This window comes from Xanthobacter dioxanivorans, from assembly GCF_016807805.1.
GTDB lineage: Bacteria > Pseudomonadota > Alphaproteobacteria > Rhizobiales > Xanthobacteraceae > Xanthobacter > Xanthobacter dioxanivorans.
The window spans coordinates 1085158-1111462 of sequence record NZ_CP063362.1 but is presented as its reverse complement, the minus strand read 5'-3'; the positions used below and the strand labels follow the sequence as shown (position 1 = coordinate 1111462).

The window sequence follows — 26305 nt, the reverse complement described above, 5'->3', positions numbered from 1 at the left end:
TGGAGCCTCATTCGTTCGTTAGGGCGCGCCAATCGTCAGTTGCGCGACATGTCCGCCCCAAGCCTCTGCCGCCTGCCGCTTCTCGTCCGCATACTCATGCTTCTGATAAACATCAACGATCCCACCGAACGTGCCGCTCGTGTGATTGAGCAGCTTTTCAACCACGTGCACCGGAACGCCAAGCCTCGCCATTCCTGATGCCATCGTGCGCCGGAGGTCGTGAAGGCGCCAATCGGGAATGGAGGGGGCATCCTGCTCATTCTCTCCCTTGAGCAGCTTCGCAATCGTTTTGTCCATTGCCTCCTTGGCCTTCGAGAAACCCGAGATGGGCGTTTTACCGGTGGTGGTGAACACGAAGGGGGACTCTGCCTCCCCATCCTTCATGCGCGGCAAGCCATTGATGATGGCGACGGCTTCTGGCGACAGGGGCACTACATGCGCCTTGTCGTTTTTCGCCCTTTCGCGGGGAATGGTCCAAGTGGCATTCGCGATATCAAGCTCGCTCCACCTCATGCCCGCCACTTCATCGCGACGTTGGCCAGTCAGAATGAGGAGATGAACGAACGGCCCGAACGGCCAACCCAACTTATCCGCCGCTTTCAACGCCAAGCCCAACTCTTCATCGTTCAGAATTCGGTCGCGGCTTTTCTCATCGGTGGGCGCCTTGATGCCGGCGATAGGCGATTTCTCGATAAGGTCTCGCTGCACGCACCAGTTGAAGAAATGGCGAACCACGGCGAGAAGGCGATTGGCTGTGACCTTCGCCCCTCGATTGATGGCGGCATCAAGCAGATCGTTCACGTCACGCTTCGTTATGGACTTGATGGATCGGCCCTTCCAAGCGGCAATCACGTCATTGGACAGGAGGCCCTCTACCCGACGCAGGGAGCTTTTCCTGAGGTGCTTTTGGGCTTGGCGCTCCAGATAGGCTTCAATGACTGACGCAACGTCATCTTTGATGCCTTCGGCGGCTTCGCGCTTGGCCTGCTTCTTTTCCTCGCTTGGATCACGGCCTTCTGCGACAGCGGTCATAATCTGAGCTGCCAATATGCGAGCATCAACGAGCTTGATCGCGGGATATGCGCCGAGCGTGTGCTTCCTCGGTCTGCCCTTGGAGCGATAGCGGACTGCCCAACTCTTTGCACCGCTAGGCTGGACGATCAAATAGAGGCCGGTTAGATATCCGTCGGCGATTTCCTGGCGGGACGCAGTTGGCTTGAGCGCATCAATGCCCCTCACGGTTAGGGATGCGGCCATGGGCACCTCTGGGGATTGGGGTAACGACCTCATTATGGGGGTAACGTCTGGGTAACACAAGGCGGCCGCAAGCGAGGGCATGATATATAGCGATTCTACAACGTAAAATATTAAAAACAATAAAATATCAAGGGCTTATAGACCGAAAAGCCTTAAGTCCCGGTAGCTCAGCAGGATAGAGCAGCGGTTTCCTAAACCGCAGGTCAGGGGTTCGAATCCCTTCCGGGACACCATAAGTTTTATTTTTCAAATACTTAGATTCGCGTTGGCCAGTCAGGTTTGCCACCCCTTCGCCCGCCCTCTTCATAACGGCCGGCCTCCATCGCCGGCACCCGCCTCGACGACACGCCGCGCCAGCTTCCCGGCGGCGTGGGGTGAAGGCCGGGCGGAAATCGCATGCCTTCGTCCGACTTCTTAATTACGTTACGTCATATCCCTGCCGCGACCGGCGGCGAACCGGATGCTGGAGCGTGGCGCCGTGGCTGAGCCGTCGAATCTCGAGTTGGTGCAGATCGTGGCGGTGCTCGGCGCCGGCGTTATCGTCGCGCCCCTGTTCAAGCGCGCGGGATTCGGGTCGGTGCTGGGCTATCTTGCCGCCGGCCTCGCGATCGGGCCGTTTGGCCTCAAGGTGGTCGCCGCGCCGGAGGCGGTGCTGCATTTCGCCGAGCTCGGCGTCGTCATGTTCCTCTTCGTCATCGGGCTCGAGATGCGGCCGGCACGGCTGTGGGGGCTGCGGCGGGATATCTTCGGCCTCGGCGCGACGCAGGTCCTGACATGCGGGGCGCTGCTGACCGGCCTCGGCATGCTCGCCGGGCTGGCGCCGGCGACCGCCTTCATCGCCGCCATGGGCTTCGTTCTCTCCTCCACCGCCGCGATCATGCAGATCCTCGACGAGGCGGGCGAGACGGCGACGCCGCCCGGCCAGCGGGCGGTCTCGATCCTGCTGCTGGAAGACCTCGCCATCGTGCCCCTGCTGGCGCTGGTCGCGGTGCTCGCGCCCGCGACCGGCCAAAATCTGAGGGCCGACTGGGTGAGCCTGGCGATCGCCGCCGGCGCGGTTGCCATCGTCGTCGCCGCGGGGCGCTGGCTGCTCAATCCCCTGTTCGCCCTTCTGTCGGCCGTCCGGGCCCGCGAGATCATGACTGCGGCCGCCCTCACCGTGGTGCTGGGAACGGCGCTCCTGATGCAGGTGGCGGGCCTTTCCATGGCCATGGGCGCCTTCCTCGCCGGCGTGCTGCTGTCCGGCTCCACGTTCCGCCACCAGCTCGAGGCGGACATCGAGCCGTTCCGCGGGCTGCTCCTTGGCCTGTTCTTCATGGCGGTGGGCATGTCGCTGAACCTCGACGTGGTGATGCAGCAATGGGGCCTCGTGGCGCTGGCGGTGGTCGGCTACATGGTGGTGAAGGCCGCCGGCATCCTGGCCGTGGCGCTGCTGTTCGGCGCTGGCCGGCGGGAGGCCATCTACCGGGCGGCCCTGTTCGCCCAGGGCGGCGAGTTCGCCTTCGTGCTCTACGCGGCGGCTGCCGCCGTCGGGATCTTCGATGCCCGCATCAGCGCCGTCATGTCGTCGACCGTGATCCTGTCCATGGTGCTGACGCCGCTCACGGTGATGGCGGCGCGCCGCCTGCTGCCCGCGGAAAAGCCCGATCTCGACGGGCTGGAGGCGCCGGACGGCCTCAGCGGATCGGTGCTCCTGGTGGGGTTCGGGCGCTTCGGGCAGGTGGTCAGCCAGGCCTTCCTCGCGCGGGCGCTCGACGTCACCATCATCGACAACGATCCGGGCATGATCCGCAGCGCCGCCAGGTTCGGCTTCAAGATCTATTATGGCGACGGCACCAATCTCGACGTCCTGCACGCCTCGGGCGCCGGCAGCGCGCGGGCGATCGCCATCTGCGTGGACGATCGGGCGGCCGCCAACAAGATCGTCACGCTGGCGAAGGAGACCTTTCCCCAGGCGGGCCTGCTGGTGCGGGCCTACGACCGCGGCCATGCCTTGGAGCTGGTCAACCAGAAGGTGGACTTCCAGATGCGCGAAACGCTGGAATCAGCCTTCGCGTTCGGCCAGAACGCGCTGGAATTCCTGGGTCTCGCCCCCGCCGAAGCCGAGGAGACCATTGCCGATATCCGCCGCCGCGACGCGGAGCGCTTCTGCCTGGAGCAGACGAGCGGGCTTTATGCCGGCCTCGATCTCATCCACTCCAATGCCCCGACCCCCGAGCCATTCACGCGCCCGCGCCAGGCGGCAACGCCGCTCAATACGGAAGCCGGCGTGCTGGCGGGCGAGGCGCTGCGTCGGGAGCCCTCTCCCACCTGATCGGCGGGCGGGCCGGCGCTGTCATGCTTCTTGCTTGCCTCGTTGCATGGCACTGAAATTCTACATGACGCCCGGTTCCTGCTCGACCGGCATCCACATCCTGCTCGAAACGCTGGAGCTGCCGTTCGAGGCGTGGATCATCAACATCCCCGCCGGCGATCATCTCCGGCCGGACTACCTCAAGATCAATCCGAGGGGCACGATCCCGACGCTCGTGCTCGACGACGGCCGCGCGCTCACCGACTTCAGGTCCATCGCCTTGTGGCTTGCCGAAACCTATCCGCGCGGCCGGTTTCTTCCGCAGGACCCGGCGCTGGCGGCACGCGCCGTCGAGCTGCTCGATTTCGCGCTGATCCAGCTGCACGGGGAGGGCTATACCCGGATCTTCACCTCGGAACGCTACATCCCGTCGAGCGAAGCCCGACACGGGCAGGGTCTGAAAGACGACGTGGCCTCGCACGGCCGGGAGATCGTGAGCCAGGCGTTCGAGCTGCTCGAAAGGCGGATGCCGGCCGAAGGCTATGTCGTGGGGCCGCACTTCTCGATTGCCGACGCAGCCTTATTTTACAACGAATTCTGGGCCGACAGGATCGGTATCCTCTTGCCGCCGCGCGTGGCCGCGCATTATCGCCTGGTGCGGGCGCGCCCCGTGGTTCGCCAGGTGCTGGCCGAGGAGGGGTATCGATCCTGATCACCCCCAAGGTCGCGGGGGAGCCTTGCCGGCGGGATCATCGGTCGCGGATCTTCTCGGCCAAGGCGGCGTCGGCGCGGCGATCATGCCCGCGCCATCGCTCCGCCGTCGGCAGCCTGACCTCCCCATCGCCCTGCAGGCAGGATGGCGAAGGAAGAGCCGCGTTCAATGTTCCCGGATGGCACGACATCGGCCGTTGTGACGGGCCGTCTTGACATCCCGCGCGGGCGATGGGAGCATTTGTCGGACAAAGGTGCAATTGGCTCATATGTCCGACAATTCTGCCGAGCATTTTGAACGCATCCGCGTGCCCTCGGCCTACGAGATGGTGGCGGAGGCCATCGAGGCGGAGATCGTTTCCGGCCGGCTGCGGCCGGGGGACGAGATCGGCACCGAGGCGGCGTTGGTCCGGCAGTTCGGAGTCAACCGCTCCACCGTGCGCGAGGGCATCCGGGTCCTGGAGCAGGGGGGGCTGGTGCGGCGCGAGGCGGGGCGCAAGCTCTTCGTCTGCGAGCCGCGCTACGGCGCGCTCTCCAGCCGCATGAGCCGCGTCCTGGTGCTGCAGGATGTCACGTTCCGCGAGCTTTACGATGCCGCCCTGATCCTGGAGGTGGGCGCGGTGGAAGGCGCGACCGCCCATGCGGACCATGACGATATCGAGGCCCTCGAAGCCAACCAGACGCGTCTGGAGGCGGCCATCGGCAATCCGGTCCGGGTGTCGGAGATCGACACCGAGTTCCACGCCCTCGTCGCCCGGGCATCCCGCAACCGGGTGCTGGAGCTGGCGCGCGAGCCGGCGGCATTGCTCTTCTTTCCAACCTCGGAAATGATCTGCCGGCGCGTGCCGGAAGGCGCCGCGCGCATGGCGCAGGCGCACCGCAGCATTATCGACGCCGTCAAGGCCCGCGACCTCGACCTCGCCCGGACCTGGATGGCGCGTCACCTGGCGGACTGGCGCAAGGGCTTCGTGCGCGCCGGCCGCGAAATCGACGAACCGGTGGAGCGCATCTTCGCGCGCTACGCCCTGAGCAAGTCCGCCACCTGAAGACGCCGGCCACCTGACGACTGTTTCTCCAAGCGATCAAGATCTCCGGACGCTGAACCGGGGACATGGGAGGAAGCGCCTTGAACATGCAGAACTCGGCCGACCGCGCCGGGCCGTGGGACCGCGCGGACGCGCGGCCGGGGAAGGGGCGATGAGCGCCCTCATCCCGCGCCGCGCGCCGCTGGACGCGCCCCGTGCCGCCGCCGCTCACGTCGCCGTCAGCGGCCTGTCCCTGTGGTTCGGCGGGCTGAAGGCGCTGACCGATGTCTCCTTCGAGGTCCGGCCCGGCACCATCACCGCCTTGATCGGGCCGAACGGCGCCGGCAAGACCTCCCTGTTCAACTGCATCTCCGGCTTCTACCGGCCGCGGGCGGGGCGGATCGTGCTCGATGGCGCGGACATCACCGCGACCCACCCGCCGGCGCGCGCCCGGGCGGGGCTCGCGCGCACCTTCCAGAACATCGCCCTGTTCAAGGGCATGACCGTGCTCGACAACATCAAGCTTGGCCGCCACGCCCACATGAAGACCAACCTGCTCCAGGCGCTGGCCTATTGGGGTGCGGCGCGGCGCGAGGAGATGGAGCTGCGCGCCGAGGTGGAGCGGGAGATCATCGATTTCCTGGAAATCGACCACATCCGCAACAAGCCGGTCGCCTCGCTTTCCTACGGGCTGCAGAAGCGGGTGGAGCTCGCCCGGGCGCTGGCCATGCGTCCCCGCCTCCTGATGCTCGACGAGCCGGTGGCCGGCATGAACCGGGAGGAGACGGAGGACATGGCGCGCTTCATCCTCGACGTGAAGGAGGAGTGGGGCATTTCCATCCTCATGGTGGAGCATGACATGGGCATGGTGATGGACATCTCCGACCATGTGGTGGTGCTCAATTTCGGCAAGGTGATCGCGCAGGGGCCGCCGGCCGAGGTGCAGCGCGACCCCGAGGTTGCCGCCGCCTATCTCGGCTCGGGCGACCCGGCCGAATTGATGCGCCGCCTCGCCGCCCCGCGGGAGGCCGCCTGATGGATTGGCTGTTCTTCGCCGAGGTGACGCTGGCGGGCCTGGGCTCCGGCGCGCTGCTTGCGCTCACCGCGCTGTCGTTCGTGCTCATCTACAAGGCGACGCGGGTCATCAACCTCGCGGTCGGCGAGATCCTGATGCTGGGCGGCTATCTGTTCTTCGCCTTTTCGGCGGGCTTCGGCCTGCCGGTCTGGGCCTCCATCCCGCTGGCCATCGCCGGCGGCGGCGCCGTGGGGGCCCTGGTGGAGCGCGCCCTGATCCGCCCCATGCTGGGGGAGAGCCCCATCTCCGTCTTCATGGTCACCGTGGGGCTCGGCTCGGTGCTGATCGGCATCGCCGAACTCATCTGGAACACCGACCCGCGGGCGCTGCCCGATTTCATGGGGGCGACTCCGGTGTTCATCGGCGAGGCCTATGTCTCGCGCAAGATCGCCATCGGCTTCGTGGTGGCGGCGCTGGTGATCACGGCTTTCCTCATCCTGTTCCGCACCTGGCGCGGCGGCATCGCGCTCAGGGCCACCGCCACCGATCAGGCCGCGGCCTATTCCTGCGGCATCGACGTGCCCGGCGTGTTCTCCCTGGCCTGGATCGTCGCCTGCGCCACGGCGGCGGGGACGGGGATCCTGGTGGGCGCCATCGGCGGCATCTCGCCCACCATGGGCGTCTTCGGCCTTTCCGCCCTGGTGGTGGTCATCATCGGGGGCTGGATTCGGTGCTCGGGGCGTTGGTGGGTGGCATCCTCATCGGCGTCGTGGAGGCCTGGGCCGGCACCTATCTCGGGGGCGAGTTCAAGCTGGTGACGACCTTTTCCATCCTCATCGCGGCGCTGATGATCCGGCCCTACGGCCTGTTCGGCACCATCGAGATCGAGCGGCTCTGATGCGCATCGCCACCGCCAAGGAAACCTACATCTCCGACGAGGGCCTGCTCGTCACCGCCACGCAGCGCCGCTGGATGGTGGTGCTGGCGGTGGTGCTCGCGCTCGCCCCCTTTGTGCTCAACGCCTACTGGCTCTATCTCGCCTGCCTCGTCGCCATCAACGTGGCCAGCGCGACGGGCCTCAACATCCTCACCGGCTATACCGGCCTCGTCAGCCTCGGCCAGGCGGCGTTCATGGCGGTGGGGGCCTATGCGGTGGCCTTCCTCGACGGCCATCTCGGCACGCCTTTTCTCCTGAACATCGCCGCCGCCGGCGTGGTCTCGGCGCTGGTGGGGATAGTGGTGGGCGTGCCGAGCCTGCGCGTGAAGGGCCTCTACCTCGCCATCGCCACCATCGCCGCCTCCTTCATCCTGCATTTCGTCTTCACCAACTGGGTGGCGGTGACGAACGGCGTGCGCGGCGTGAACGTGGCGCCGGCACGCCTTTTCGGCCTCGAGCTCGCCAGCCCGTTCGCCCTCTATTTCGTGATCGTGCCGATCACGGCGCTGATGGTGCTGGGCGCCGCCAACCTGTTCCGCACCCGCATCGGCCGCGCCTTCATCGCCATTCGCGACCGCGACATCTCGGCGGAGGTGCTGGGCATCCCGCTGTTGCAATACAAGCTGATGAGCTTTGCCTTGTCCTCCTTCTACGCCGGGGTGGCGGGGGGCATGTGGGCCTATTTCTTCCGCGTCGTGACGCCGGAGAGCTTTCCCTTCGCGACCTCCATCTTCTTCCTGGCGGCGGTGATCGTGGGCGGGCTGGGCACCATCCTCGGCTCGATCCTCGGCGCCGCCTTCATGACGCTGGTACCGGAGCTGTTGAAATACGTGGTGGAGTGGCTCGGCCCCGTCTTCCCCAATGCGGGCGCGGCGCTCTCGCCCGTGCGCACCATCGTGTTCGGGGCGCTGATCATCGTGTTCCTGGTGTTCGAGCCGCAGGGGCTGGCGGAGATCGTCCGGCGCATCCGCCGCTTCTTCACCCTCTGGCCGTTCCGCAACTGAAGAAACACAACAACATAAAACATAAACGAGAGAGGAAACGCCAATGACCAAGCTTTCGAGACGCAGCGTGCTCGGCCTTGCCGCGACGGCGGGGCTCGCATCCACCGCCCTGTTTCCCGCGCTGACCGCCCATGCCGACGAGAAGGAGCTGGTGATCGGCGGCTCGATCCCGCTCACCGGCGTGTTCGCCTTCGCCGGCGTCGCCATCGAGGCGGGAATCTCCGACTTCGTGAAGATCACCAACGAGGCGGGCGGCGTCGCCGGGCGCAAGCTGCGCCTCGCCTATGAGGACACCAGCTACAAGGTCGACCAGTCGGTGGCGGTGTTCAACAAGCTGACCACCCAGAACGACATCCACCTCTATTACGGCGACTCGACGGGCTTCGCCAAGACCATCAACGAGGAGCTGAACCGCCGCGGCAGCATCCTGATGGCCGGCGCTTCCTTCGGCAGCGAGCTGAACAATCCGGTCGCCTATCCGTTCCAGTTCATGGCGGGCCCCGATTATGTGGAGATGATCGCCATCCTGCTCGAATACATCGCGAGGCAGCAGAAGGGCGCCAAGATCGTGTTCGTGAATTCGGACACCGAGTTCGGCCGCGACCCCATCGAGGCCAGCGTGAAGCGCGCGAAGGAGATGGGCCTCGACGTGGTCGGGCAGATCGTCACCCCGCCGACGGCGGTGGACGTCTCCACCGAGATCCTGAAGCTGCGCCGCGCCAATCCGGACTACACCATCTTCCACGGCTACGTGCTGGCGCCGCTGCCGGAATTCCTCACCCAGGCCAAGCAGCTGGGCCTCAAGTCGAAGTTCATGGGCACGTTCTGGTCCATGGACAATTCGCTGTGGGCGGGGGTCGGCGCTCCGGCGGACGGCTTCATGGGGGTGATGCCGTATCGCTATTACTTCGACACCGAGGGCAACTCGCCCATGCTGGAGAAGATCCGCAAGCTGCGGCCCACCTACCAGGCGACCGGCTACACCCAGGGCTTCCTCACCGCCATGCTGATGACCGAGGCGGCGAAGCGCACGCTGGAGGCGGGCAAGGAGCTCAGCGCCAAGAACCTCAAGGCGTCGCTCAACACTATCAAGGACTTCGACACGGGCGGGCTGATCGGCGTGCCGATCTCCATCCCCGGCAATTCGGTGCCGGTGGGGCGCATCTATTCCTACAACGCCGCCGACAAGCAGATGAAGGCGGCGTCCGACTGGATCAGCCTGAAGAAGTGAGGGCATCTGTCTTCGAGGGGACCTGAACTGCCATGACCGCGCCCGCCATGCTCGAGATCAGCAACATCGAGGTCGTCTACAACAAGGCGATCCAGGTGCTTCGCGGCCTGTCCCTGCGTGTCGAGGCGGGGCAGGTGGTGGCCCTGCTTGGCTCCAACGGCGCCGGCAAGTCCACCACGCTGAAGGCGGTGTCCAACCTCCTGCCGCTGGAGGACGGGGCGGTCACCGCCGGCTCGATCTCCTTCGAAGGCGCGCCGCTGTCCGCATTCACCCCGCACGGGCTGGCGCGGCGCGGGCTGTTCCATGTGATGGAGGGGCGACGCATCTTCGAGGATCTCACCGTCGAGGAGAATCTCGTCGCGGCCACCTACGCCCTCACCGGGCGCAAGGCGCGGCCCACGTCGTTCGACCTCGTCTATGACTACTTCCCCGCCTCCACGAGCGGCGGAACGGCCGGGCCGGCTACCTGTCCGGCGGCGAGCAGCAGATGCTGGCCATCGGCCGGGCGCTGGTGGCCGAGCCGAAGCTCATTTTGCTGGATGAGCCATCGCTGGGCCTCTCGCCGAAGCTGGTGGAGGAGATCTTCACCATCATCGCCCGCATCAACCGGGAGCGGGGCGTGTCCATGCTGCTGGTGGAGCAGAATGCGGCGGTGGCGCTCGCGGTCTCGCACTACGGCTACATCATGGAGACCGGGAAGATCGTGCTCGACGGGCCGACCAAGCGGCTGATCGCGGATCAGGACGTGCGCGAATTCTATCTCGGCATGGCCGGCGAGGCGGGGGCCAAGAGCTATCGCGACATCAAGCACTACAAGCGCCGCAAGCGCTGGCTTTCGTGAGGGAGGCGCAGATGAGCTTGCCCAGGATGACGCCGCAATCCCCGCCACCCAAGAGCGCGCCGCCCAAGAGCGCGCCGCCAGAATCCGAGGCACCCCGGTTCCCCGACCTCACCTTGCCGCAGATGCTGCGCCTGCACGCCCTGCGCCAGCCGGTGCGCGTCGCCATCCGGCAGAAGGAGTTCGGCATCTGGAATCCGGTGTCCTGGCAGGACTATTTCGAGCGCGCCTCCCTGGTGGGCCACGGATTGAAGGCGCTCGGCCTCGGCTCCGGCGGCCACGTGGCGGTGCTCTCCGAGAACCGCATTGAATGGGTGCTGGCCCAGCTCGGGGCCGGCCTCGTGGGTGGGGTCACGGTGGGCGTCTATCCCACCAGCCCGGCAGGCGAGGTGGCCTATGTGCTCGGCCATTCGGACACCGAGATCGTGGTCTGCGAGGACCAGGAGCAGGTGGACAAGGTGCTGGAGCGGCGGGACGAGCTGCCCTTGCTGCGGCATGTGGTGGTGATGGAGAAGAAGGGCCTGCGCGGCTATGCGCCGGGCACGGTCATCGCCTTCGACGAGCTCATGGAGCGCGGCGAGGTCCACCGGCGCGCCAATCCGGACTTCATCGACGCCGTGCTGGCGGAACAGGCGCTCGGCGACATCGCGCTGATCATCTACACCTCCGGCTCGACGGGCAAGCCGAAGGGCGCCATGCTCTCCTACGGCAACCTGCGCGCCCAGGCGATCGGCATCGCCGAGCGGCTCGGGCTGACCGCGGCGACCACCCACGTCTCCTACCTGCCGCTCTGCCACGTGGCGGAGCAGATGCTGACCACCATGGCGCCGGTCTATCTTGGCTCGCAGGTGAATTTCGGCGAATCCATCCGCACCATCCAGGAAGACCTGCGCGAGGTGGCGCCGAGCATGTTCCTGGGCGTGCCGCGCATCTGGGAGAAGCTGCACGCCTCCATCTACATCAAGATGCTGGAGGCGGGCGGGCTGCGCCGCGCGGCGTTCGAGCGCCTGCTGAAGGCCTGCGCGCCCTTCGCCGAGAAGCCGCGGGACGAGCGCTCGCTCCCCGAGCGGGCGGTGTTCCTCCTCGCCTATCTCCTCTTCTTCCGGGCGCTTCAGAACTTCATCGGCCTGCGCATGGTGAAGGTGGCGATGACCGGCGCCGCGCCCATCTCGCCGCACATCGTGCGCTTCTTCCGCACCATCGGCGTGCCGCTGATCGAGGTTTACGGCGCCACCGAGACCAGCGGCATGGCCACGGGCCAGCGCCTCGACGCGCTGGTGCCGGGCTGCGTGGGGCCGGCGGTGGAAGGCGTCGCGATCCGCAAGGGCGAGAACGGCGAACTGCTGGTGCAGGGCGCCATCGTGTTCCAGGGCTACTACAAGAGCGAGGAGGCGACCCGCGCCGCCTTGCGCGCCGGCTGGCTGCATACCGGCGACGTGATCGAGATGGTCGATGGCCAGGTGAAGATCGTCGACCGCCTGAAGGACATCATGATCACCGCCGGCGGCAAGAATCTGAGCCCCTCCGAGATCGAGAACGTGGCCAAGGGCAGCGCCTTCATCAAGGAGTGCATCGTCATCGGCGAGGCGCGCAAATATGTCTCCGCCCTCATCCAGATCGACTTCGAGACAGTGGGCAAATGGGCGGAGGAGAATTGCGTCTCCTACACCAACTTCCGCAATCTCGCCGAGAACCCGCAGGTGCGCGCGCTCATCGAGGCGGAGATCGCGCGCGCCAACGGCGAGCTGGCGCAGGTCTCCCACATCCGCCGCTTCCATCTCCTCACCAAGGAGCTCGACCACGACGACGACGAGGTCACCGCGACCATGAAGGTGCGGCGGTCCAATATCCAGAAGAAGTACGCCGAGGAAATCGAGGGTCTTTACGGAGCGAGCTAGAGGATATTCTCCCGCCGGCTTGCGATGAGGCAGGCGGCACGTCGTCCAGGCCATCGGCTTGCCGTGTTCATGCGTGCGCGCCGGTCTTCCCCTTCCCGAAATGCCCAGGCCGCCGGCGAGCGCCCGCGCAGGATCATCCCATGCCCGACGCCTACATCCTCGACCATGTGCGCACCCCCCGCGGCCGCGGCAAGCCGGACGGCGGCCTGCATGCGGCGACCCCGGTGCACCTCGCCTCCACCGTGCTCACCGCCCTGCGCGCGCGCGGCGGGCTCGACACCGCCCTCGTCAGCGATATCGTGATGGGGGTCGTGATGCCCGTGGGCGAGCAGGGCCAGTGCCTGCCGCGCCTCGCCGCCCTCCATGCCGGCTATGCGCAGGAGGTGGCGGGGGTGCAGGTCAACCGTTTCTGCGGCTCGGGGCTTGAAGCCACCAACATGGCCGCCGCCAAGGTGATGGCCGGGCAGGCGGACCTCGCCATCGGCGGCGGCTGCGAGTCCATGTCGCGCATTCCCATCCTCTCCGACGGCGGCGCCTGGAGCACCGACCCGCAGGTGTCCTTCGCCAGCTATTTCGTGCCGCAGGGCATCAGCGCCGACCTCATCGCCACCAAGTGGGGCTACACGCGCGCCGCCGTGGATGCCTTCGCCGTGGAGAGCCACCGCCGCGCCGCGCGCGCCTGGTCGGAGGGCCGCTTCGCGCGCTCCGTGGTGGCGGTGCGCGACCGGGTGGGCGAGGTCATGCTGGAGCGCGACGAGACGGTGCGCGGCAATTCCACTGTCGCGGACCTGGCGCGTCTGAAGCCCTCCTTTGCCGCCATGGGCGCGGCGGCCGGCTTCGACGACATCGCGCGCCTGCGCTATCCCGAGGTGGGCGAGATCGCCCATGTGCATCACGCGGGCAATGCTTCCGGCGTCGTCGACGGCGCCGCCGCCATTCTCGTCGGCACGCGCGAGGCCGGAGCCGCGGCGGGGCTGACGCCGCGAGCGCGCATCCGCGCCTTCGCCGAGATCGGCTCGGAGCCCACCATCATGCTGACCGCCCCCGCCTTCGCTGCCGAGAAGGCGCTGAAACGGGCGGGCATGAGCGCGCGGGACGTGGACATCTTCGAGGTGAACGAGGCGTTCGCCGCGGTGGCCCTGCGCTTCATCGAGGCGCTGGATCTCGATCCGGCGCGGGTCAACGTGAATGGCGGGGCCATCGCCATGGGCCATCCCCTCGGCGCCACCGGCGCGATGATCCTCGGCACCGCCCTTGACGAGCTGGAGCGCAGCGGAGGAACCACCGCCCTGGTGACACTCTGCATCGGCGCCGGAATGGGCGTCGCCACCATCATCGAGCGGGTGTGAGGCCATGCTGACCATCGACATCGACCAGGATGGCATCGCGCTTGTCACCATCGACATGCCCGGCCGGTCCATGAACGTCATCGACTGGCCGATGCTGGACGCGCTGGACGCGGCGGCCCGGCGCCTCGTCGCGGATGCGGCGGTGACCGGGATCGTCTTCACCTCGGGCAAGGGCGCGTTCATCGCCGGGGCTGACCTGGCGATCATGGAGGACCTTTCTGGCCCCGGCCTCACGGCGGGCGAGACGGCGCAGCGCGCCGGGCGCATGGGCGATGTGTTCCGCCGCATCGAGACCTGCGGCAAGCCGGTGGTGGCGGCAGCGCCGGGCACGGCGCTGGGCGGCGGCTTCGAGCTCATGCTCGCCTGCCATCACCGCATCGCCGCTGACACGCCGAAGGCGGTGTTCGGCCTGCCCGAGGTGAAGCTCGGCCTCCTGCCGGGCGCGGGCGGCACCCAGCGCCTGCCCCGGCTGATCGGCATCGCGGAGGCCCTGCCGCTGCTGCTGGAGGGCCGCGCTCTGACGGTGGCGGAGGCACAGGCGGCGGGTCTCCTCGACGCGGTGGTGCCGCCGGAGGCCCTGCTCGACACGGCGAAGGCGGCCCTGCGCGAGCAGCGCGTGTCGCCGGAGCCGGCGTGGGACCAGAAGGGCTTCGGCTGGCCCGGCGCGGCGCCCGCGAGCCCGGCGGTGCAGGAGCTGTTCGCGCTCGTCAATGCGCGCACGCTGGCGGCGACGCGCGGCCTTTATCCCGCGCCGCAGGCGATCCTGTCATGCGTGTTCGAGGGCGCGCGCCTGCCCATGGACAAGGCGTTGAAGGTGGAGCGCGATTATTTCGCGACCCTGGTGCGGGGGAAGTGTCCCGGGCGCTCATCCGCACCCTCTTCTTCGCCCGGCAGGCCGGCGACAAGGCCGGGCGGCGGGCCGGGGATCCGGGGGATGCGCTGGTCCGCGCGGGGCGCGAGGCCTATGTGGCGGAAGGCCTTCGCCTGGTGACGGAGGGCATGTCGCCGACGCTCGTCGAGAATTTGGCGCGTGCCGCCGGCCTGGAGCAGGGGCCGCTGGCGTTGGCGCGGGCGGCCGGGCTGGCCTTTCCGGAAAGCGAGGCCGCCGCCCCTGCGGCGCAGGACGAGGTGCGCGAGCGGCTGCTTCTCGCGCCGGCGCTGGCGGTGGCCCGCGCCCTTGCCGCATCCGGTGGCGCCGCGCCCGAGCTGGCGGATCTCGACGCGATCCTCGGCTGGGGTTATCCGGCCTGGACCGGCGGCCCCCTGTGGTTCATCGCCAGCATGGGACCCGACCGCCTCGCGGCGCGGTGCCGGGCGCTGGAAACCCGCCACGGCGCCCGCTTCGCACCGCCTGCCATCATGCCCACGTCGGGCGCTCGTGGCGCAGGAGAGGGCCGGGAGTCCCCGGCCTCCACCCTCGTCTGATATCCTCGGTTTCGACCGCCCCTCAGGGAGAAGACATGTCCATTCCCGCGCAGCTCCAGGGCCGCCTGAAGATTCCCGCCGTCGCCTCGCCCATGTTCCTCACCTCCGGTCCGGACCTCGTCGTCGAGGTCTGTCGCTCGGGGATGGTGGGGACGTTTCCGGCCCTCAACGCCCGTACCAGCGACGATTTCCGCTCCTGGCTCAACGAGATCAAGACGCGGCTCGCGGCGTTCCCGGACGCCGCCCCGTTCGGCGTCAACCTCATCGTGCACAAGTCCAATCCGCGCCTTGCCGCGGACCTCGCCATCTGCATCGCCGAGAAGGTGCCGCTCATCATCACCTCGCTGGGCGCGGTGCGCGACCTCGTCGACGGGGTGCATGCCTATGGCGGCCTCGTCTTCCACGACGTGATCAGCCGTCGCCATGCCGAGAAGGCGGCGGAGGCGGGCGTGGACGGCATCGTCGCTGTCTGCGCCGGGGCCGGCGGGCATGCGGGCGCCGTGAGCCCGTTCGCCCTGGTGGCCGAGATCCGGCAGGTCTTCGACGGCACCATCCTGCTGGCCGGCGCCATCAACACCGGCGCGCAGATCCTGGCGGCGCGGGTCGCCGGTGCGGACCTCGCCTACATGGGCACGCGCTTCATCGCCACCCGCGAGGCGATGGTCGACACGGCATACAAGTCCATGATTCTCGATACGGCGGCGGCGGACATCGTCTACACGTCCGCCATCAGCGGTGTGAACGCGAACTTCCTGCGGCCGAGCATCGCCGCGGCCGGGCTCGATCCGGACCACCTGGTGTCCCACGGGGCGCTCGACATGGCCAGCGAGGCGAAGGCGTGGAAGACCGTCTGGTCGGCAGGGCAGGGCGTGGGCGGCATCGCCGACATCCTGCCGGCCGCGGAGCTGTGCGCGCGGCTCGGGCAGGAATACCGGGAGGCCGTGGCGCGGGTGGCAGCCGATCCGTTTGCCTGACGGAGGTGGCGGGCCCGGGAGGGCGGCCCTATGCCGCCCGCAGGACCTCCAGCGCCCGGGCATGGAGCGCGGCGTTGGCGGCAGCGACGACCCGCCCGCCCGATGCGATGGAGAGCGGCGCGCCGCACCAGTCGGTGATGACGCCGCCGGCCTCCTCCACCACCGGCACCAAAGCCATGAAGTCGTAGGGCTTGAGGCTCGCCTCGACCACCAGGTCCACATGGCCGCTGGCCAGCAGCCCATAGGCGTAGCAGTCGCCGCCGAAGCGGCGCAGGCCGACCTTGTCGGTGAGCGCGGCGAAGGCGATCTCCTCGGCGGGGGAGAACATGTCCGGCGAGGTGGCGAACAGCCGGGCATCGGCGAGGCGCTCGACCGCGCTGGTACGGCAGGGCGCGCCGTTGAGCCGGGTGCCGCCGCCGGCAACGCCGATCCAGCGCTCGCCCAGCGCCGGCACCTCGATGAGGCCCACCCGCGGGCGTCCGTCCACCACCGCCGCGATCAGGGTGCCGAACAAAGGCAGGCCGGTGACGAAGCTCTTGGTGCCGTCGATGGGATCCACCACCCACACCACCTGCCGGTCGATGCCGACGGCCGCCTCCTCCTCGCCGAGGATGCCGTGGGCGGGGTAGCGCGCCGCGATGGCCTCGCGCAGCGCCCGTTCCACGGCGCGGTCGGCGATGGTGACGGGGCTTTGATCCGCCTTCCATTCGATGCCGAGGGGGTGCGGAAGTGGGCGAGGGCGAGGGGCCGCGCGCGATCCGCGAGGTGTTCGGCGAAGGCGCGCAGGTCTTCCGCCACCGGGCTCTTCGCGGGGATGCCCGGCGCGGGCGGGGTGCGAGCGGGGCTATTCGGCATAAGCGGGCCTGCGGCCGTTGCCCTCGCCCGCCTCGGTCAAGGGCGGCGCCAGAACCAGGCGTGCGTGCTCCAGCGCCTCGCGAAAGGCGGCGGGTGGCGGCGCGTCGGAGACCAGGATGTCCACCGCTGGCCAGTCACACACCTGGATGAGGCCGGGCTTGGCGTATTTCGAGCCGTCCAGCAGCAGCATCACCTTGTCGGCGAGCGGGATCATGGCGCGCTTGAACTCGGTCTCGAACAGGTCGAAGTCCATCAGGCCGCGCGATGCGGAGGCGGCGGCCACCGACATCACGAACAGGCTCGGTGTGAATTGCGAGGCGAAATCGATGGCGGACGGGCCGATGATGGTGCGGTCGTCCGCCCTGAGCTCGCCGCCCGGCAGGATCACGCGGTGGTTCCGGCCGGAGGAGGACAGGATCTGCGCCACCTCCATGGAGAAGGTGATGGCGGTGAGCCGGCCCGGCCGCGGCGCCAGCACCTGGGCGAGGAAGCAGGAGGTGGACGAGTTGTCGAGGAGAATGGTGGCGTCCTCCTCGATCAATTCCGCCGCGGCATGGGCGATGCGGCGCTTGGCCGGCGCCTGCTCCCGCAGGCGGCGGTCGAAGGGGGCCTCCCATTCGGCCACGTTGAGGCGCACGCCGCCGTGGAACTTGTCCACCATGCCGGCTTCCGCCAGCGCCTTCAGGTCGCGCCGGATGGTCTCGTCCGACACCTGGAAGTGCTCGGCGAGGTCGGTGATGGTGGCGGAGCGCCGCGCGCGCAGCAGCTCCACGATCTCTTGCTGACGCACGGTCTGGGCCATGGACGCCGGCCTCCCTAGTGACGGGGCAGGGCGCGGCCGGTGGCCGCGTCGAACAGGCGGGCGCGCGTCATGTCGAAGCTCACCCCCACTTCCGCGCCGACCGGCGGGGCCTGGGTGACGGGGGTGCGCACCATGATGCGGTCGTCGCCCACCAGGATCTCGGCCAGGGCCTCGGAGCCGATCAGCTCGGTGCGCTCCACCCGGCCGCGCGCCAGGCAGGGTCCGTCGGACGGCCCGACGATCACCTCTTCCGGGCGGATGCCGAGGAGGATCTCGCCCGCCTCGGCGCGCTCCGGCACGTGGGTGGAGAAGGCGGCATGGCTGACCACGCTGCCGGAGCCGTTGGGCCTGACCGCGCAGCGCAGCAGGCTCATCTCGGGCGAGCCGATGAAGGTGGCGACGAAGGTGTTGGCGGGGCGCATGTAGAGGTCCATGGGCGGCCCCAACTGCTGGAGACGGCCTTCCGAGAGGATGGCGACGCGCGTGCCGAGCGTCATGGCCTCGATCTGGTCATGGGTCACGTAGATGACGGTGAGGCCCAGCTCCCGGTGCAGCCGCTTCAGCTCGCCGCGCATGTGGGTGCGCAGCTTGGCGTCGAGATTGGAGAGCGGCTCGTCGAACAGGAAGACCTTGGGCTGGCGCACCAGCGCCCGGCCGATGGCAACCCGCTGGCGCTCGCCGCCGGACAAGGCGTTGGGCTTGCGGTCGAGCAGGTGGGTGATGTGCAGGATCTCCGCCGCCTGGCCGATGCGCCGGTCGATCTCCGGCTTCGGCAGCTTCGAGGTCTTCAGCAGCCCGAACGCCATGTTCTGGTAGGCGCTCATGTGCGGGTAGAGGGCGTAGGATTGGAATACCATGGCGATGTCGCGCTTCTGCGGCTCCGCATGGGTCACGTCCCGCCCGTCGATGAGGAGGCGGCCGGCGGTGATGTCCTCCAGCCCGGCGATCATGCGCAGCGTGGTGGACTTGCCGCAGCCGGACGGGCCGACGAGGACCATGAATTCCTTGTCCGCCACGGCGAGGTCCACCCCGTGCACGGTGGGGCGCCCCTGATAGGACTTGCTCACGCCCTGAAGAACGACTTCGGCCATGCCATACCCTCTACTTCAGACCCGCGTGCATGAAGCTGTCGACGAAGCGGCGCTGGAAGATGACGAAGAACAACAGCAGCGGCGACACCACGACGACGGTCGCCGCCATCAGCCGTGTCCAGTCGGCGCCGCTGTCGGATTTCGCCAGCAGGCCGAGGCCGATGGGCAGCGTGCGCACGCTCTCCGAATTGGTGACGAGCAGCGGCCACATGTAGTCGTTCCAGTGGGTCACCACGGCGATGATGGAGAACGCCACCAGCGTCGGTTTCACCAGCGGCAGGTAGACGTGCCAAAGGATGCCGAGGTGGCCGCAGCCGTCGAGGCGCGCGGCGTCCGCAAGCTCGGTTGGCACCTGCCGGAACGCCTGGCGCAGCATGAACGTGCCGTAGCCGGAGGCCACGAAGGGCACGATGAGCGCCGGCAGGGAATTGAGGATGCCGAGCTCGCGCACCGTGACGAAGTTGGTGAGGAAGGTGGCGTAGATGGGGAACATGATCTGCAGCAGGAACAGGGTGAAGAGGATGTTCTTGCCGGGGAAGTTCAGCCGCGCGAAGGCATAGGCCGCGAGCGTGATGGTGACGAGCTCGCAGATCAGGATGCCGCCGGTGGCGAGGATGGAATTGACCAGGTAGGTGCCGAACGGCGCCACCGCCATGGCGGCGGGATAGTTGCTCCACTGCGCCACTGCGGGCAGGAAGCCGGCACTGGGATCGAACACCTCCACCCGCGTCTTCAGCGAGGTGACGAGGATCCACACCAGCGGGCTGATCCACAAGGCGAGCAGCGGCAGCAGCACGAAATGGAGCCAGTTCCTCCGCAGTGCGGTGCGCACCTTGAGCAAGGTGCCGCGGGAGGTGGCGGGGGCGGACAATTCGAGGGGTCCTGCAAGGTCGCCATGGGTGGTCCTAGCGCCCGAGATAGTGGACGCGCCGGCCGAACACCAGCGCGACGAGGGTGATGAGGCCGCCGACGAACAGCAGCAGCACGTTCGCCAGCGTCGAGGCGTAGCCGATGTCCTGATACTGGAAACCGTTCTGGTAGATGTAGAAGGTGAGCACGTTGGTGGCGTCCGCCGGACCGCCCTGGGTCATCACGTAGACGTAGTCGAAGATCTGGTAGGAGTGCAGAAGCCCGATGATGACGACGAAGTAGAGGGTCGGCGAGATCAGCGGGATGGTGATGTGGATGAGCCGGTTCCAGGCGGAGACGCCGTCGAGACGCGCCGCCTCGTAGAGGTCGGAGGGCACCATCTGCAGCGCCGCCAGAAGGATCAGCATGAAGTAGCCGGAATACTTCCAGATGCTCATGATGATGATGGCGATCATCGCCGTGTTGCTGTCATAGAGCCATTCGAGCTTGGGCAGGCCGACGAGTGCGAGCGCGTGGTTGATGGGGCCGTAGCCCGGGGCATAGAGGAACACCCACACCATGCCGGCGGCCACCGAGGGGATCATCACCGGATAGAAGAAGGCCGAGCGGTAGAAGGTCATGCCGCGCAGCTTGCTGTCGAGGGCGACGGCCAGAAGCAGCGCGCAGGCGATGGCGGAGGGAATGGTGACGAGGGTGTAGAAGGCGGTGTTGGCCAGCGACTTCCAGAACAGGCCGTCGGTCCACAGCCGCTCGTAATTCTCCCAGCCGAGGAAGAAGATCTTGTCCGACCCGAGCATCACGTCGTGGAAGCTGAACCAGACGGAGCGGACGATCGGCCAATAGGTGAAGGCGGCCAGGAAAACCAGCGAGGGCGCAAGCAGCAGGTAGGCGAGCCCGGCTTCACCGATGCGGGCGCGCAGTGCGGGACCTGTGACCATGCCGATCCTCATGAAGGGATGAGCCCCTGGAAAGGGGCGCCCACCCGATGGGGTGGGCGCCGTTCGCGTCACGAGCGCCGGCGCAGCAGGCGCTGGATCTCGCGGTTGGAATTGTCCGCCGCCTCCTTCAACGCCGCGTCCGGCTTGATGGAGCCGGCGAGCGTGCGGTCGAGGGCGCTTTTCAAGTATTCGCGTACCTTGTGATAGCCGGGCACCTGGAGGAACGCGCCGGCATAGGCCGACTGTTCCAGCGCCACCCGCGCCTGCGGCACCTGCTCCAGGTAGGCCTTCATCTCGGGGGTTTCCCAGGACGACTTGCGCACGGCGAGATAGCCGGTATCGCGGCCCCACTGGGACTGCACCTGCGTGGAGGTCATCCAGCGGGCGAAGGTCCAACTGGCCTCGATCTGGGCGTCGGTCTGCTTCTTGGCGATCATGATGGGGCCGCCGCCCTGGCAGGCGCCGAAGGTCTTGTTCTTCGGCATGAAGGCCACGTCCACCTCGAACGGCGAGGACTTGCGCAGGTTGGTGAGCGATCCGGTGGAGTGGTAGAGCATGGCGGTGCGGCCCGCCATGAAGTCGTTGGCCGAGCCCTCCCAGGTGGAGGCCGGCGGCATCACGCCCGCCTGCACCATCTTCACCCAGAATTCGAGGGCGTCCACCGCCTCGGGCTTGTCGAACAGCACCTTGTCCTTGGTCCACGGCACGAGGGCGTTCTGGCGGCAGTAGCACTCGAAGATCCAGTCGTGCCAGCCGCCGCCGATGGTGAGGCCCCAGCGCTTCAGCTCGCCGTTCTCGCGGATGGTGAGGGCCTTGGCCACGTCCAGGAGCTCGGTCCAGGTGACCGGCGCCTTGGTGATGCCGGCGGCCTTCAGCGCGTCCTTGTTGAGGTAGAGCACCGGGGTGGAGGGCTGGAACGGCAGGCCGTAGAGCTTGCCGTCGGAAATGCAGGTTTCCAGGAAGCCGGGCAGGAAGTCCTGGTAGATGTCGTCGGCCTTCGCCTTGCCGGTGATGTCGGCGAGGGCGTCGAGGCCGAGGAAGGTCTGGAGGGCCGAGTTGATGGGCAGCCAGGTGGCGGGCGGATCGCCCACGCCCAGCGCGGTGATCACCTTCTGCTCGGTGTTGTCGTAGCTGCCGGCATAGACCGCCTCCACCTCGATCTTCTCGTGGGCGGCGTTGAACTGGGCGATCATGGCCGTCATCAGCCGGTTGATATCGCCGGACACGCCCACCGGATACATGAATTGCAGCTTCACCTTGTCCGCCGCAAAGGCGCTCCGCCCGCCGAGGCCGGCCATCGCGGCCGCCGCTCCGCCGACAAGAACACTACGCCGGGAAATGTTGGAAAATGTGGATTTGACCGACATCTCATTCCTCTCACAGAGCGAGTGGGTATCGCGCAGGCAAACGACGTCCGCCGCCGGATGTGGCTGAAGGGGCCGTGTTCTGTAGCTTCCCGTAGGGGCGCCAGGGTCTTTTCGACCACGCTCGGCGCGTTGCTTTTTAAGGCCGTGACCGTGACATTGGTGTGACCCTAACTCTGGGGAAGTTGGAATTCGAGGCCATAAATTGTGCAAGATGCACAAATAACCACATTTTCCCTCGGGCGCCTCGACCGCTTCGGCGCAAGCATCTAGAAAAGCGCGAGGCTTAATGTGGCCGGGCGTGCCGCCGGTGCGCAGGTGTGTGGGAGTTCGCCGGATGCTGATCGCGCAGCTCACAGATTTTCATGTCACCGTGGCCGGCGCGCGGGTCGGCGCGGACGTGGACACGCGGGCCAACTTCGCCGCCCTCGCGGCGCATGTGGGCGCGCTGGTGCCCCGGCCCGACCTGCTGCTGGTGAGCGGCGACCTGGCGGAAGCCGGTGTGGAGGAGGAATATGCCTTCGTCCTCGCCGGCCTTCGGGGCCTCGGCATCCCCTTTGCCGCGGTGCCGGGCAATCACGATCGGCGCGCGCCGCTGCGGGCCGCCTTCGGTCCGCACGCCGGGCAGGAGCCGGGCCACGGCGGGCTCGTTCTCGACCTGCCGGGCCTGCGTGTCATCGGGCTCGACACGCTGGTGGAGGGGCAGGGGCACGGTGCCATCGATCCGCCGCAGCTCACCTGGCTGGAGGGGGTGCTCGCCGGGAATGACGGGCGGCCAGTGCTGGTCTTCATGCACCATCCGCCGTTCGCCACCGGCATCCCCGCATTCGACGCCATCGGCCTGCGCGCGGGGCGGGACGGGCTCGCGACGCTGCTGCGCGGGCGGGCCGACATCGCCGGCCTCCTGTGTGGCCACGTCCACCGGGTCATGGCCGGTAGCTTCGCCGGCCACCGGACCTTCATCGCGCCATCGGCCAGTCACCAGTTCGCGCTGGACCTGGACACGCCGGGTAGCTTCCGCGTGGTGCGCGAGGCGTCGCAGATCGCCCTGCACCGCGTCGTGGACGGGGCGCTGGTGTCCTGCCTCGTCGCCGGTCCCGCAGCCGCGGGCTGAAGTGGAGCCCGCTCAGGCGCCGGCGGCCGCCGTGTCCGCCGTCGCCCGCATGCCGAGATAGGCGGCGACGACGCGGGGGTCCTTCCCCAGCGCCTCCGACGTGTCGCCGAACACGATGCGGCCGTGCTCCATCACATAGCCGTAGTCGGACACCGACAGGGCCTTGCGCGCGTTCTGCTCCACCAGCAGCACGGTGGTCCCCTGGGCATTGATGTCGCGGATGGTGGCGAAGATGTCGTTCACCACGTGGGGCGCAAGGCCCATGGACGGCTCGTCGAGCAGCAGCAGCCGGGGACGCGCCATCAGCGCGCGGCCCATGGCCAGCATCTGCTGCTCGCCGCCGGAGAGGGAGCCGGCATATTGCAGGCGGCGTTCCCGCAGTCGGGGAAAGCGGGCGTAGATGCGCTCCATGTCCTGCGGCACCTGCGGGTCGTTGCCGCGCACATAGGCGCCGACGCGCAGATTGTCCTCCACCGACATGTTCGCCACCACCCGCCGCCCCTCCGGCACGAGGCTGACGCCGGCGCGCACGATCTTGTCGGCGGGGCTGGCGGTGAGGTCCTTTCCGTCGATGCGCACGGTGCCGGAGAAGGCGCGCACCAGCCCGCAGATGGTGAGCAGCGTGGTGGTCTTGCCGGCGCCGTTGGCGCCGATGAGGCACACGCAGGCGCCCTTCGGCACCCGCATGTCCACGCCCTCGACGGCGGCAACCGTGCCGTAGCCGGAGGTGACCTTGATGAGCTCAAGCATCCTCGGTCCCCAGATAGGCCTCGATCACGCTCGGCATGCTGCGGACCTCCTCCGGCGTGCCCGCGGCGATCTCGCGGCCGAAATTCAGCACCACGATATGGTCGCTCACGCGGGCGACGAACTCGATGTCGTGCTCGATAACGAGCACGGTCACCCCCATGTCGCGGATGGCCAGCACCAGGTCGGCCAGCGCCTGCTTCTCGGCGAAGTTCATGCCCGCCGCCGGCTCGTCGAGCAAAAGCAGGCGCGGCTTCGTGGCGAGGGCGCGGGCGATCTCCACCCGCCGCCGGTCGCCGTAGGACAGGCCGCCCACCGGAACGTCCCGCAGGTGCGAGATGCCGATGAGCTCGAGCAACGCCTCGCAGCGGGCGGTCTCGCGCGCCTCGCTGCGCTTCACCGCGGGCAGGCCGAGCAGCACGTCGAGGAGGCCGGCCGACTGGTGCCGATGGGCGCCCAGCAGCACGTTGGCGAGGGTGGTCTCGGTGGCGAGAAGGCGGATGTTCTGGAAGGTCCGGGCGACGCCCAGCGCCGCGACGCGGTGCGGCGGCAGGCGCGCGATGTCCACGCCGTCGAGGCGGATATGGCCGGCATCGGTGGGATACAGGCCGGTGATCATGTTCATGGTGGTGGTCTTGCCGGAGCCGTTGGGGCCGATCAGCCCGGTGACGCGGCCGGCGGCGGCGGTGAGCGAGACGCAGTCCACCGCCACCACGCCCTGGAAGCGCTTGGCCACCTTCCACAGCTCTAACGTCGCGGCGGCCATCACTTGGCTCCCTGGCCCAGGGTGGAGGCGCGCGGCACGGCGGCGCGGGCCCTCGGTCGCAGCCGGATCAGCGACATGGCGCCGCCGGGCAGGAACAGCACCACGCAGAGGATGAGCAGGCCCATGAGGATCTCGCGCCACTGGCTGGAGAAGCGCAGCACCTCGGGCAGGATGGTGGTGAAGATGGCGCCGACCATCGGGCCGAGCAGCGCGTTCACCCCGCCGAGGATGGGGAAGGCGAGGGCGTCCACCGAGCGCACCAGGCCGAAATCGGACGGGCCGACGAAGAAGTTCAGGTGCGCCGCGAGCCCGCCCACCCCGCCGCTGACGAAGCCGGACGCCACGAACAGGGAGAGTCGCTGGGCGAAGACGTTGACGCCCATGGCCTGGCTCATCACGTCGTCCTGGCGGATGGCGGCGATGGAGCGGCCGAAATAGGAGCGGCGCAGGGCGAACACGAAGTAGATGGCGATGAGCACCAGCAGCACCAGCTGCCAGGTCTCCGTATAGCGCGGGATGCCATAGATGCCGATGGCGCCGCCGGTCACCGAATCCCAGTTGAGGGCGATGACGCGCACCACCTCGGTGAAGGCGAAGGTGGCGAGCATGAAGTAGTCGCCGCGCAGCCTGAGCACCGGCGCGCCGATGAGGAGGGCGACGGCCGCCGCGAGGAGCCCGCCGGCGACGACGGCGACGGCGAACGGCGCGCCCACCTGCATGGTGAGGAAGACGCTGCAATAGGCCCCCACCGCCATAAAGCCGCCGGTGCCCAGCGTGAACATGTTGGCGGCCAGCGCCAGCCACACCCCGTAGGCGACGAGCGTGTTGAGCAGGCACAGGTTCACGAGGTTCCCGTAGCTCGCCATGAAGGCGTCGAGATGGGCGAGGACCGCGGCGATCATGCGCGGCGCTCCTCGAAGCTGGAGAAGAGCCCCGTCGGCTTCACCAGCAGGATCAGGAAGATGAGGCCGAAGCCGATGGCGTCGCGGAAGGCAGAGCTCACATAGGCCACCGAGAACACCTCCACGAGGCCGAGCAGGAAGCCGCCGGCCACGGCGCCCGGGATGTTGCCGAGGCCGCCGAGGATGATGACCGTGAGGCCCTTCACCAGCATGTTCTCGCCCATGAACGGCGACACCACGTTGAACAGCAGGCCCAGCAGCACCCCGGCGCCGCCGGCGAGCGCGCCGGCGATGAAGAAGGTGACGAGGATGGTGCGCCCCACCTCCACGCCGACGATGCGCGCCACGTCCTCGCTGAACGCCACCGTGCGGATGGCGCGGCCGACCGAGGTCTTCTGCAGGGTGAAGGCCAGCGCCACCATGAGCACCACGGCGGTGGCCACGACGATCACCTGCAGGAGTTGGATGCGCACGCCGCCGATTTCCCACACCTGCGCGGTGAGCGGGCTCGGCGGATAGCCGTGCACCGCGGTGCCGAACACCTCCTGCGCCACGCCCACCAGCAGGCGGGCGAGGGCCAGGCTGGCGACGAGCCCCATCCATTTGTGCCCGCCGCGCCGGCGCAGGGTGCGGAAGACGAGGAACTCGGACGCCATGCCGAGCAGTCCGCCGCCCACCAGCGCCACGACGAGCGCCAGGGGCAGCGGCAGCCCGAGGAGCGCCACCTCCAGGCCGAGATAGGCGCCCACCATGAAGAAGGCGCCCTGCGCCAGGTTCACGATATTGAGCACGCCGAAGATCAGCGTGCAGCCAATCGCGAAGACGGCATAGATCGAGCCGAGCGACAGCCCGTTCACGATCTGCTGGAAGAAGGTGGACATGGCGCGCCCGGCCGCCGG

Annotated in this window: 24 protein-coding genes, 1 tRNA gene and 2 pseudogenes; 16 read left to right on the top strand and 11 right to left on the bottom strand. The window is 68.1% G+C overall.

The genetic code is table 11. The features are described from left to right. Positions 1 to 18 precede the first annotated feature (18 nt). Positions 19 to 1257: a tyrosine-type recombinase/integrase gene (locus EZH22_RS05320; RefSeq protein ID WP_203194709.1), complete on the bottom strand. Its 1239-nt coding sequence runs from the start codon at positions 1255 to 1257 to the stop codon at positions 19 to 21. Between the two features lie 156 nt (positions 1258 to 1413). Here EZH22_RS05320 and EZH22_RS05315 point away from each other — a divergent pair. The 15 genes and pseudogenes from EZH22_RS05315 to EZH22_RS05250 all read left to right on the top strand — a co-directional run bounded on the left by EZH22_RS05315 (position 1414) and on the right by EZH22_RS05250 (position 15957). Further along, positions 1414 to 1490 (top strand) — tRNA-Arg (locus tag EZH22_RS05315). Positions 1491 to 1735: 245 nt separating this feature from the next. After that, positions 1736 to 3571, top strand: coding sequence for a monovalent cation:proton antiporter-2 (CPA2) family protein (locus tag EZH22_RS05310; RefSeq protein WP_231711309.1), 1836 nt, complete (start codon positions 1736 to 1738; stop codon positions 3569 to 3571). Positions 3572 to 3635: 64 nt separating this feature from the next. Then, on the top strand, positions 3636 to 4262 hold the full coding sequence (locus EZH22_RS05305; protein ID WP_231711308.1) for a glutathione S-transferase family protein: 627 nt from the start codon (positions 3636 to 3638) through the stop codon (positions 4260 to 4262). A gap of 268 nt (positions 4263 to 4530) precedes the next feature. Then, positions 4531 to 5307: a FadR/GntR family transcriptional regulator gene (locus tag EZH22_RS05300; RefSeq protein WP_203194706.1), complete on the top strand. Its 777-nt coding sequence runs from the start codon at positions 4531 to 4533 to the stop codon at positions 5305 to 5307. A gap of 151 nt (positions 5308 to 5458) precedes the next feature. Then, positions 5459 to 6322, top strand: a complete 864-nt coding sequence (locus EZH22_RS05295) for an ABC transporter ATP-binding protein (RefSeq protein WP_203194705.1) — start codon at positions 5459 to 5461, stop codon at positions 6320 to 6322. Next, a complete protein-coding gene (locus EZH22_RS05290; RefSeq protein ID WP_231711307.1) occupies positions 6322 to 7119 on the top strand; it encodes a branched-chain amino acid ABC transporter permease in 798 nt (265 codons plus the stop codon). The genes EZH22_RS05295 and EZH22_RS05290 overlap by 1 nt, the downstream gene beginning before the upstream one ends. Continuing rightward, the gene (locus EZH22_RS31615) at positions 7047 to 7199 is read left to right on the top strand and encodes a hypothetical protein (RefSeq protein WP_231711306.1); all 153 of its coding nucleotides are present in this window, start codon (positions 7047 to 7049) and stop codon (positions 7197 to 7199) included. The genes EZH22_RS05290 and EZH22_RS31615 overlap by 73 nt, the downstream gene beginning before the upstream one ends. Further along, positions 7199 to 8242: a branched-chain amino acid ABC transporter permease gene (locus EZH22_RS05285; protein WP_203194704.1), complete on the top strand. Its 1044-nt coding sequence runs from the start codon at positions 7199 to 7201 to the stop codon at positions 8240 to 8242. The genes EZH22_RS31615 and EZH22_RS05285 overlap by 1 nt, the downstream gene beginning before the upstream one ends. Positions 8243 to 8285: 43 nt before the next feature. Next, positions 8286 to 9473, top strand: coding sequence for an ABC transporter substrate-binding protein (locus tag EZH22_RS05280; protein ID WP_203194703.1), 1188 nt, complete (start codon positions 8286 to 8288; stop codon positions 9471 to 9473). A gap of 32 nt (positions 9474 to 9505) precedes the next feature. Beyond that, positions 9506 to 10314 (top strand): annotated as a pseudogene (locus EZH22_RS05275) (ABC transporter ATP-binding protein). 11 nt (positions 10315 to 10325) lie between these two features. Beyond that, complete coding sequence (locus EZH22_RS05270) at positions 10326 to 12209, top strand: AMP-dependent synthetase/ligase (RefSeq protein WP_231711305.1); 1884 nt, start codon at positions 10326 to 10328, stop codon at positions 12207 to 12209. Positions 12210 to 12349: 140 nt separating this feature from the next. Further along, a complete protein-coding gene (locus tag EZH22_RS05265) occupies positions 12350 to 13558 on the top strand; it encodes an acetyl-CoA C-acetyltransferase (RefSeq protein ID WP_203194702.1) in 1209 nt (402 codons plus the stop codon). A gap of 4 nt (positions 13559 to 13562) precedes the next feature. Next, positions 13563 to 14549 carry an enoyl-CoA hydratase-related protein gene (locus EZH22_RS05260; protein WP_203194701.1) on the top strand — a complete coding sequence of 329 codons (987 nt, stop codon included), beginning with the start codon at positions 13563 to 13565 and terminating at the stop codon, positions 14547 to 14549. Next, positions 14525 to 14983, top strand: a complete 459-nt coding sequence (locus tag EZH22_RS05255) for a hypothetical protein (RefSeq protein ID WP_203194700.1) — start codon at positions 14525 to 14527, stop codon at positions 14981 to 14983. Before EZH22_RS05260 ends, EZH22_RS05255 begins: the two co-directional genes overlap by 25 nt. Positions 14984 to 15018: 35 nt before the next feature. Beyond that, on the top strand, positions 15019 to 15957 hold the full coding sequence (locus EZH22_RS05250; RefSeq protein ID WP_203194699.1) for an NAD(P)H-dependent flavin oxidoreductase: 939 nt from the start codon (positions 15019 to 15021) through the stop codon (positions 15955 to 15957). Positions 15958 to 15985: 28 nt separating this feature from the next. Here EZH22_RS05250 and hisN read toward each other — a convergent pair. The 6 genes and pseudogenes from hisN to EZH22_RS05220 form a co-directional block, all read right to left on the bottom strand. Beyond that, positions 15986 to 16812 (bottom strand): annotated as a pseudogene (hisN, locus tag EZH22_RS05245) (histidinol-phosphatase). Beyond that, the gene (locus EZH22_RS05240; protein WP_203194698.1) at positions 16802 to 17614 is read right to left on the bottom strand and encodes a DeoR/GlpR family DNA-binding transcription regulator; all 813 of its coding nucleotides are present in this window, start codon (positions 17612 to 17614) and stop codon (positions 16802 to 16804) included. The pseudogene hisN and the gene EZH22_RS05240 overlap by 11 nt, the downstream one beginning before the upstream one ends. A 14-nt stretch (positions 17615 to 17628) precedes the next feature. Further along, a complete protein-coding gene (locus EZH22_RS05235; protein ID WP_203194697.1) occupies positions 17629 to 18705 on the bottom strand; it encodes an ABC transporter ATP-binding protein in 1077 nt (358 codons plus the stop codon). Positions 18706 to 18715: 10 nt separating this feature from the next. Further along, the gene (locus EZH22_RS05230) at positions 18716 to 19576 is read right to left on the bottom strand and encodes a carbohydrate ABC transporter permease (RefSeq protein ID WP_203194696.1); all 861 of its coding nucleotides are present in this window, start codon (positions 19574 to 19576) and stop codon (positions 18716 to 18718) included. Positions 19577 to 19610: 34 nt separating this feature from the next. Beyond that, the gene (locus tag EZH22_RS05225) at positions 19611 to 20513 is read right to left on the bottom strand and encodes a carbohydrate ABC transporter permease (RefSeq protein ID WP_203194695.1); all 903 of its coding nucleotides are present in this window, start codon (positions 20511 to 20513) and stop codon (positions 19611 to 19613) included. 68 nt (positions 20514 to 20581) lie between these two features. Then, complete coding sequence (locus tag EZH22_RS05220; RefSeq protein WP_203194694.1) at positions 20582 to 21880, bottom strand: ABC transporter substrate-binding protein; 1299 nt, start codon at positions 21878 to 21880, stop codon at positions 20582 to 20584. Positions 21881 to 22214: 334 nt separating this feature from the next. Between EZH22_RS05220 and EZH22_RS05215 the strand changes: the two genes are divergently transcribed. Beyond that, the gene (locus tag EZH22_RS05215) at positions 22215 to 22991 is read left to right on the top strand and encodes a phosphodiesterase (RefSeq protein ID WP_203194693.1); all 777 of its coding nucleotides are present in this window, start codon (positions 22215 to 22217) and stop codon (positions 22989 to 22991) included. A 12-nt stretch (positions 22992 to 23003) separates the two neighbouring features. Here EZH22_RS05215 and EZH22_RS05210 read toward each other — a convergent pair whose 3' ends face one another. Genes EZH22_RS05210 through EZH22_RS05195 form a run of 4 tightly spaced genes read right to left on the bottom strand, consistent with a single transcriptional unit; the run spans position 23004 to position 26287 of the window. Further along, the gene (locus EZH22_RS05210) at positions 23004 to 23741 is read right to left on the bottom strand and encodes an ABC transporter ATP-binding protein (RefSeq protein WP_203194692.1); all 738 of its coding nucleotides are present in this window, start codon (positions 23739 to 23741) and stop codon (positions 23004 to 23006) included. Next, positions 23734 to 24504 carry an ABC transporter ATP-binding protein gene (locus EZH22_RS05205; protein ID WP_203194691.1) on the bottom strand — a complete coding sequence of 257 codons (771 nt, stop codon included), beginning with the start codon at positions 24502 to 24504 and terminating at the stop codon, positions 23734 to 23736. The genes EZH22_RS05210 and EZH22_RS05205 overlap by 8 nt, the downstream gene beginning before the upstream one ends. Beyond that, the gene (locus tag EZH22_RS05200) at positions 24504 to 25406 is read right to left on the bottom strand and encodes a branched-chain amino acid ABC transporter permease (RefSeq protein WP_203194690.1); all 903 of its coding nucleotides are present in this window, start codon (positions 25404 to 25406) and stop codon (positions 24504 to 24506) included. The genes EZH22_RS05205 and EZH22_RS05200 overlap by 1 nt, the downstream gene beginning before the upstream one ends. Next, positions 25403 to 26287, bottom strand: a complete 885-nt coding sequence (locus tag EZH22_RS05195; protein ID WP_203194689.1) for a branched-chain amino acid ABC transporter permease — start codon at positions 26285 to 26287, stop codon at positions 25403 to 25405. Before EZH22_RS05195 ends, EZH22_RS05200 begins: the two co-directional genes overlap by 4 nt. Positions 26288 to 26305 lie beyond the last annotated feature (18 nt).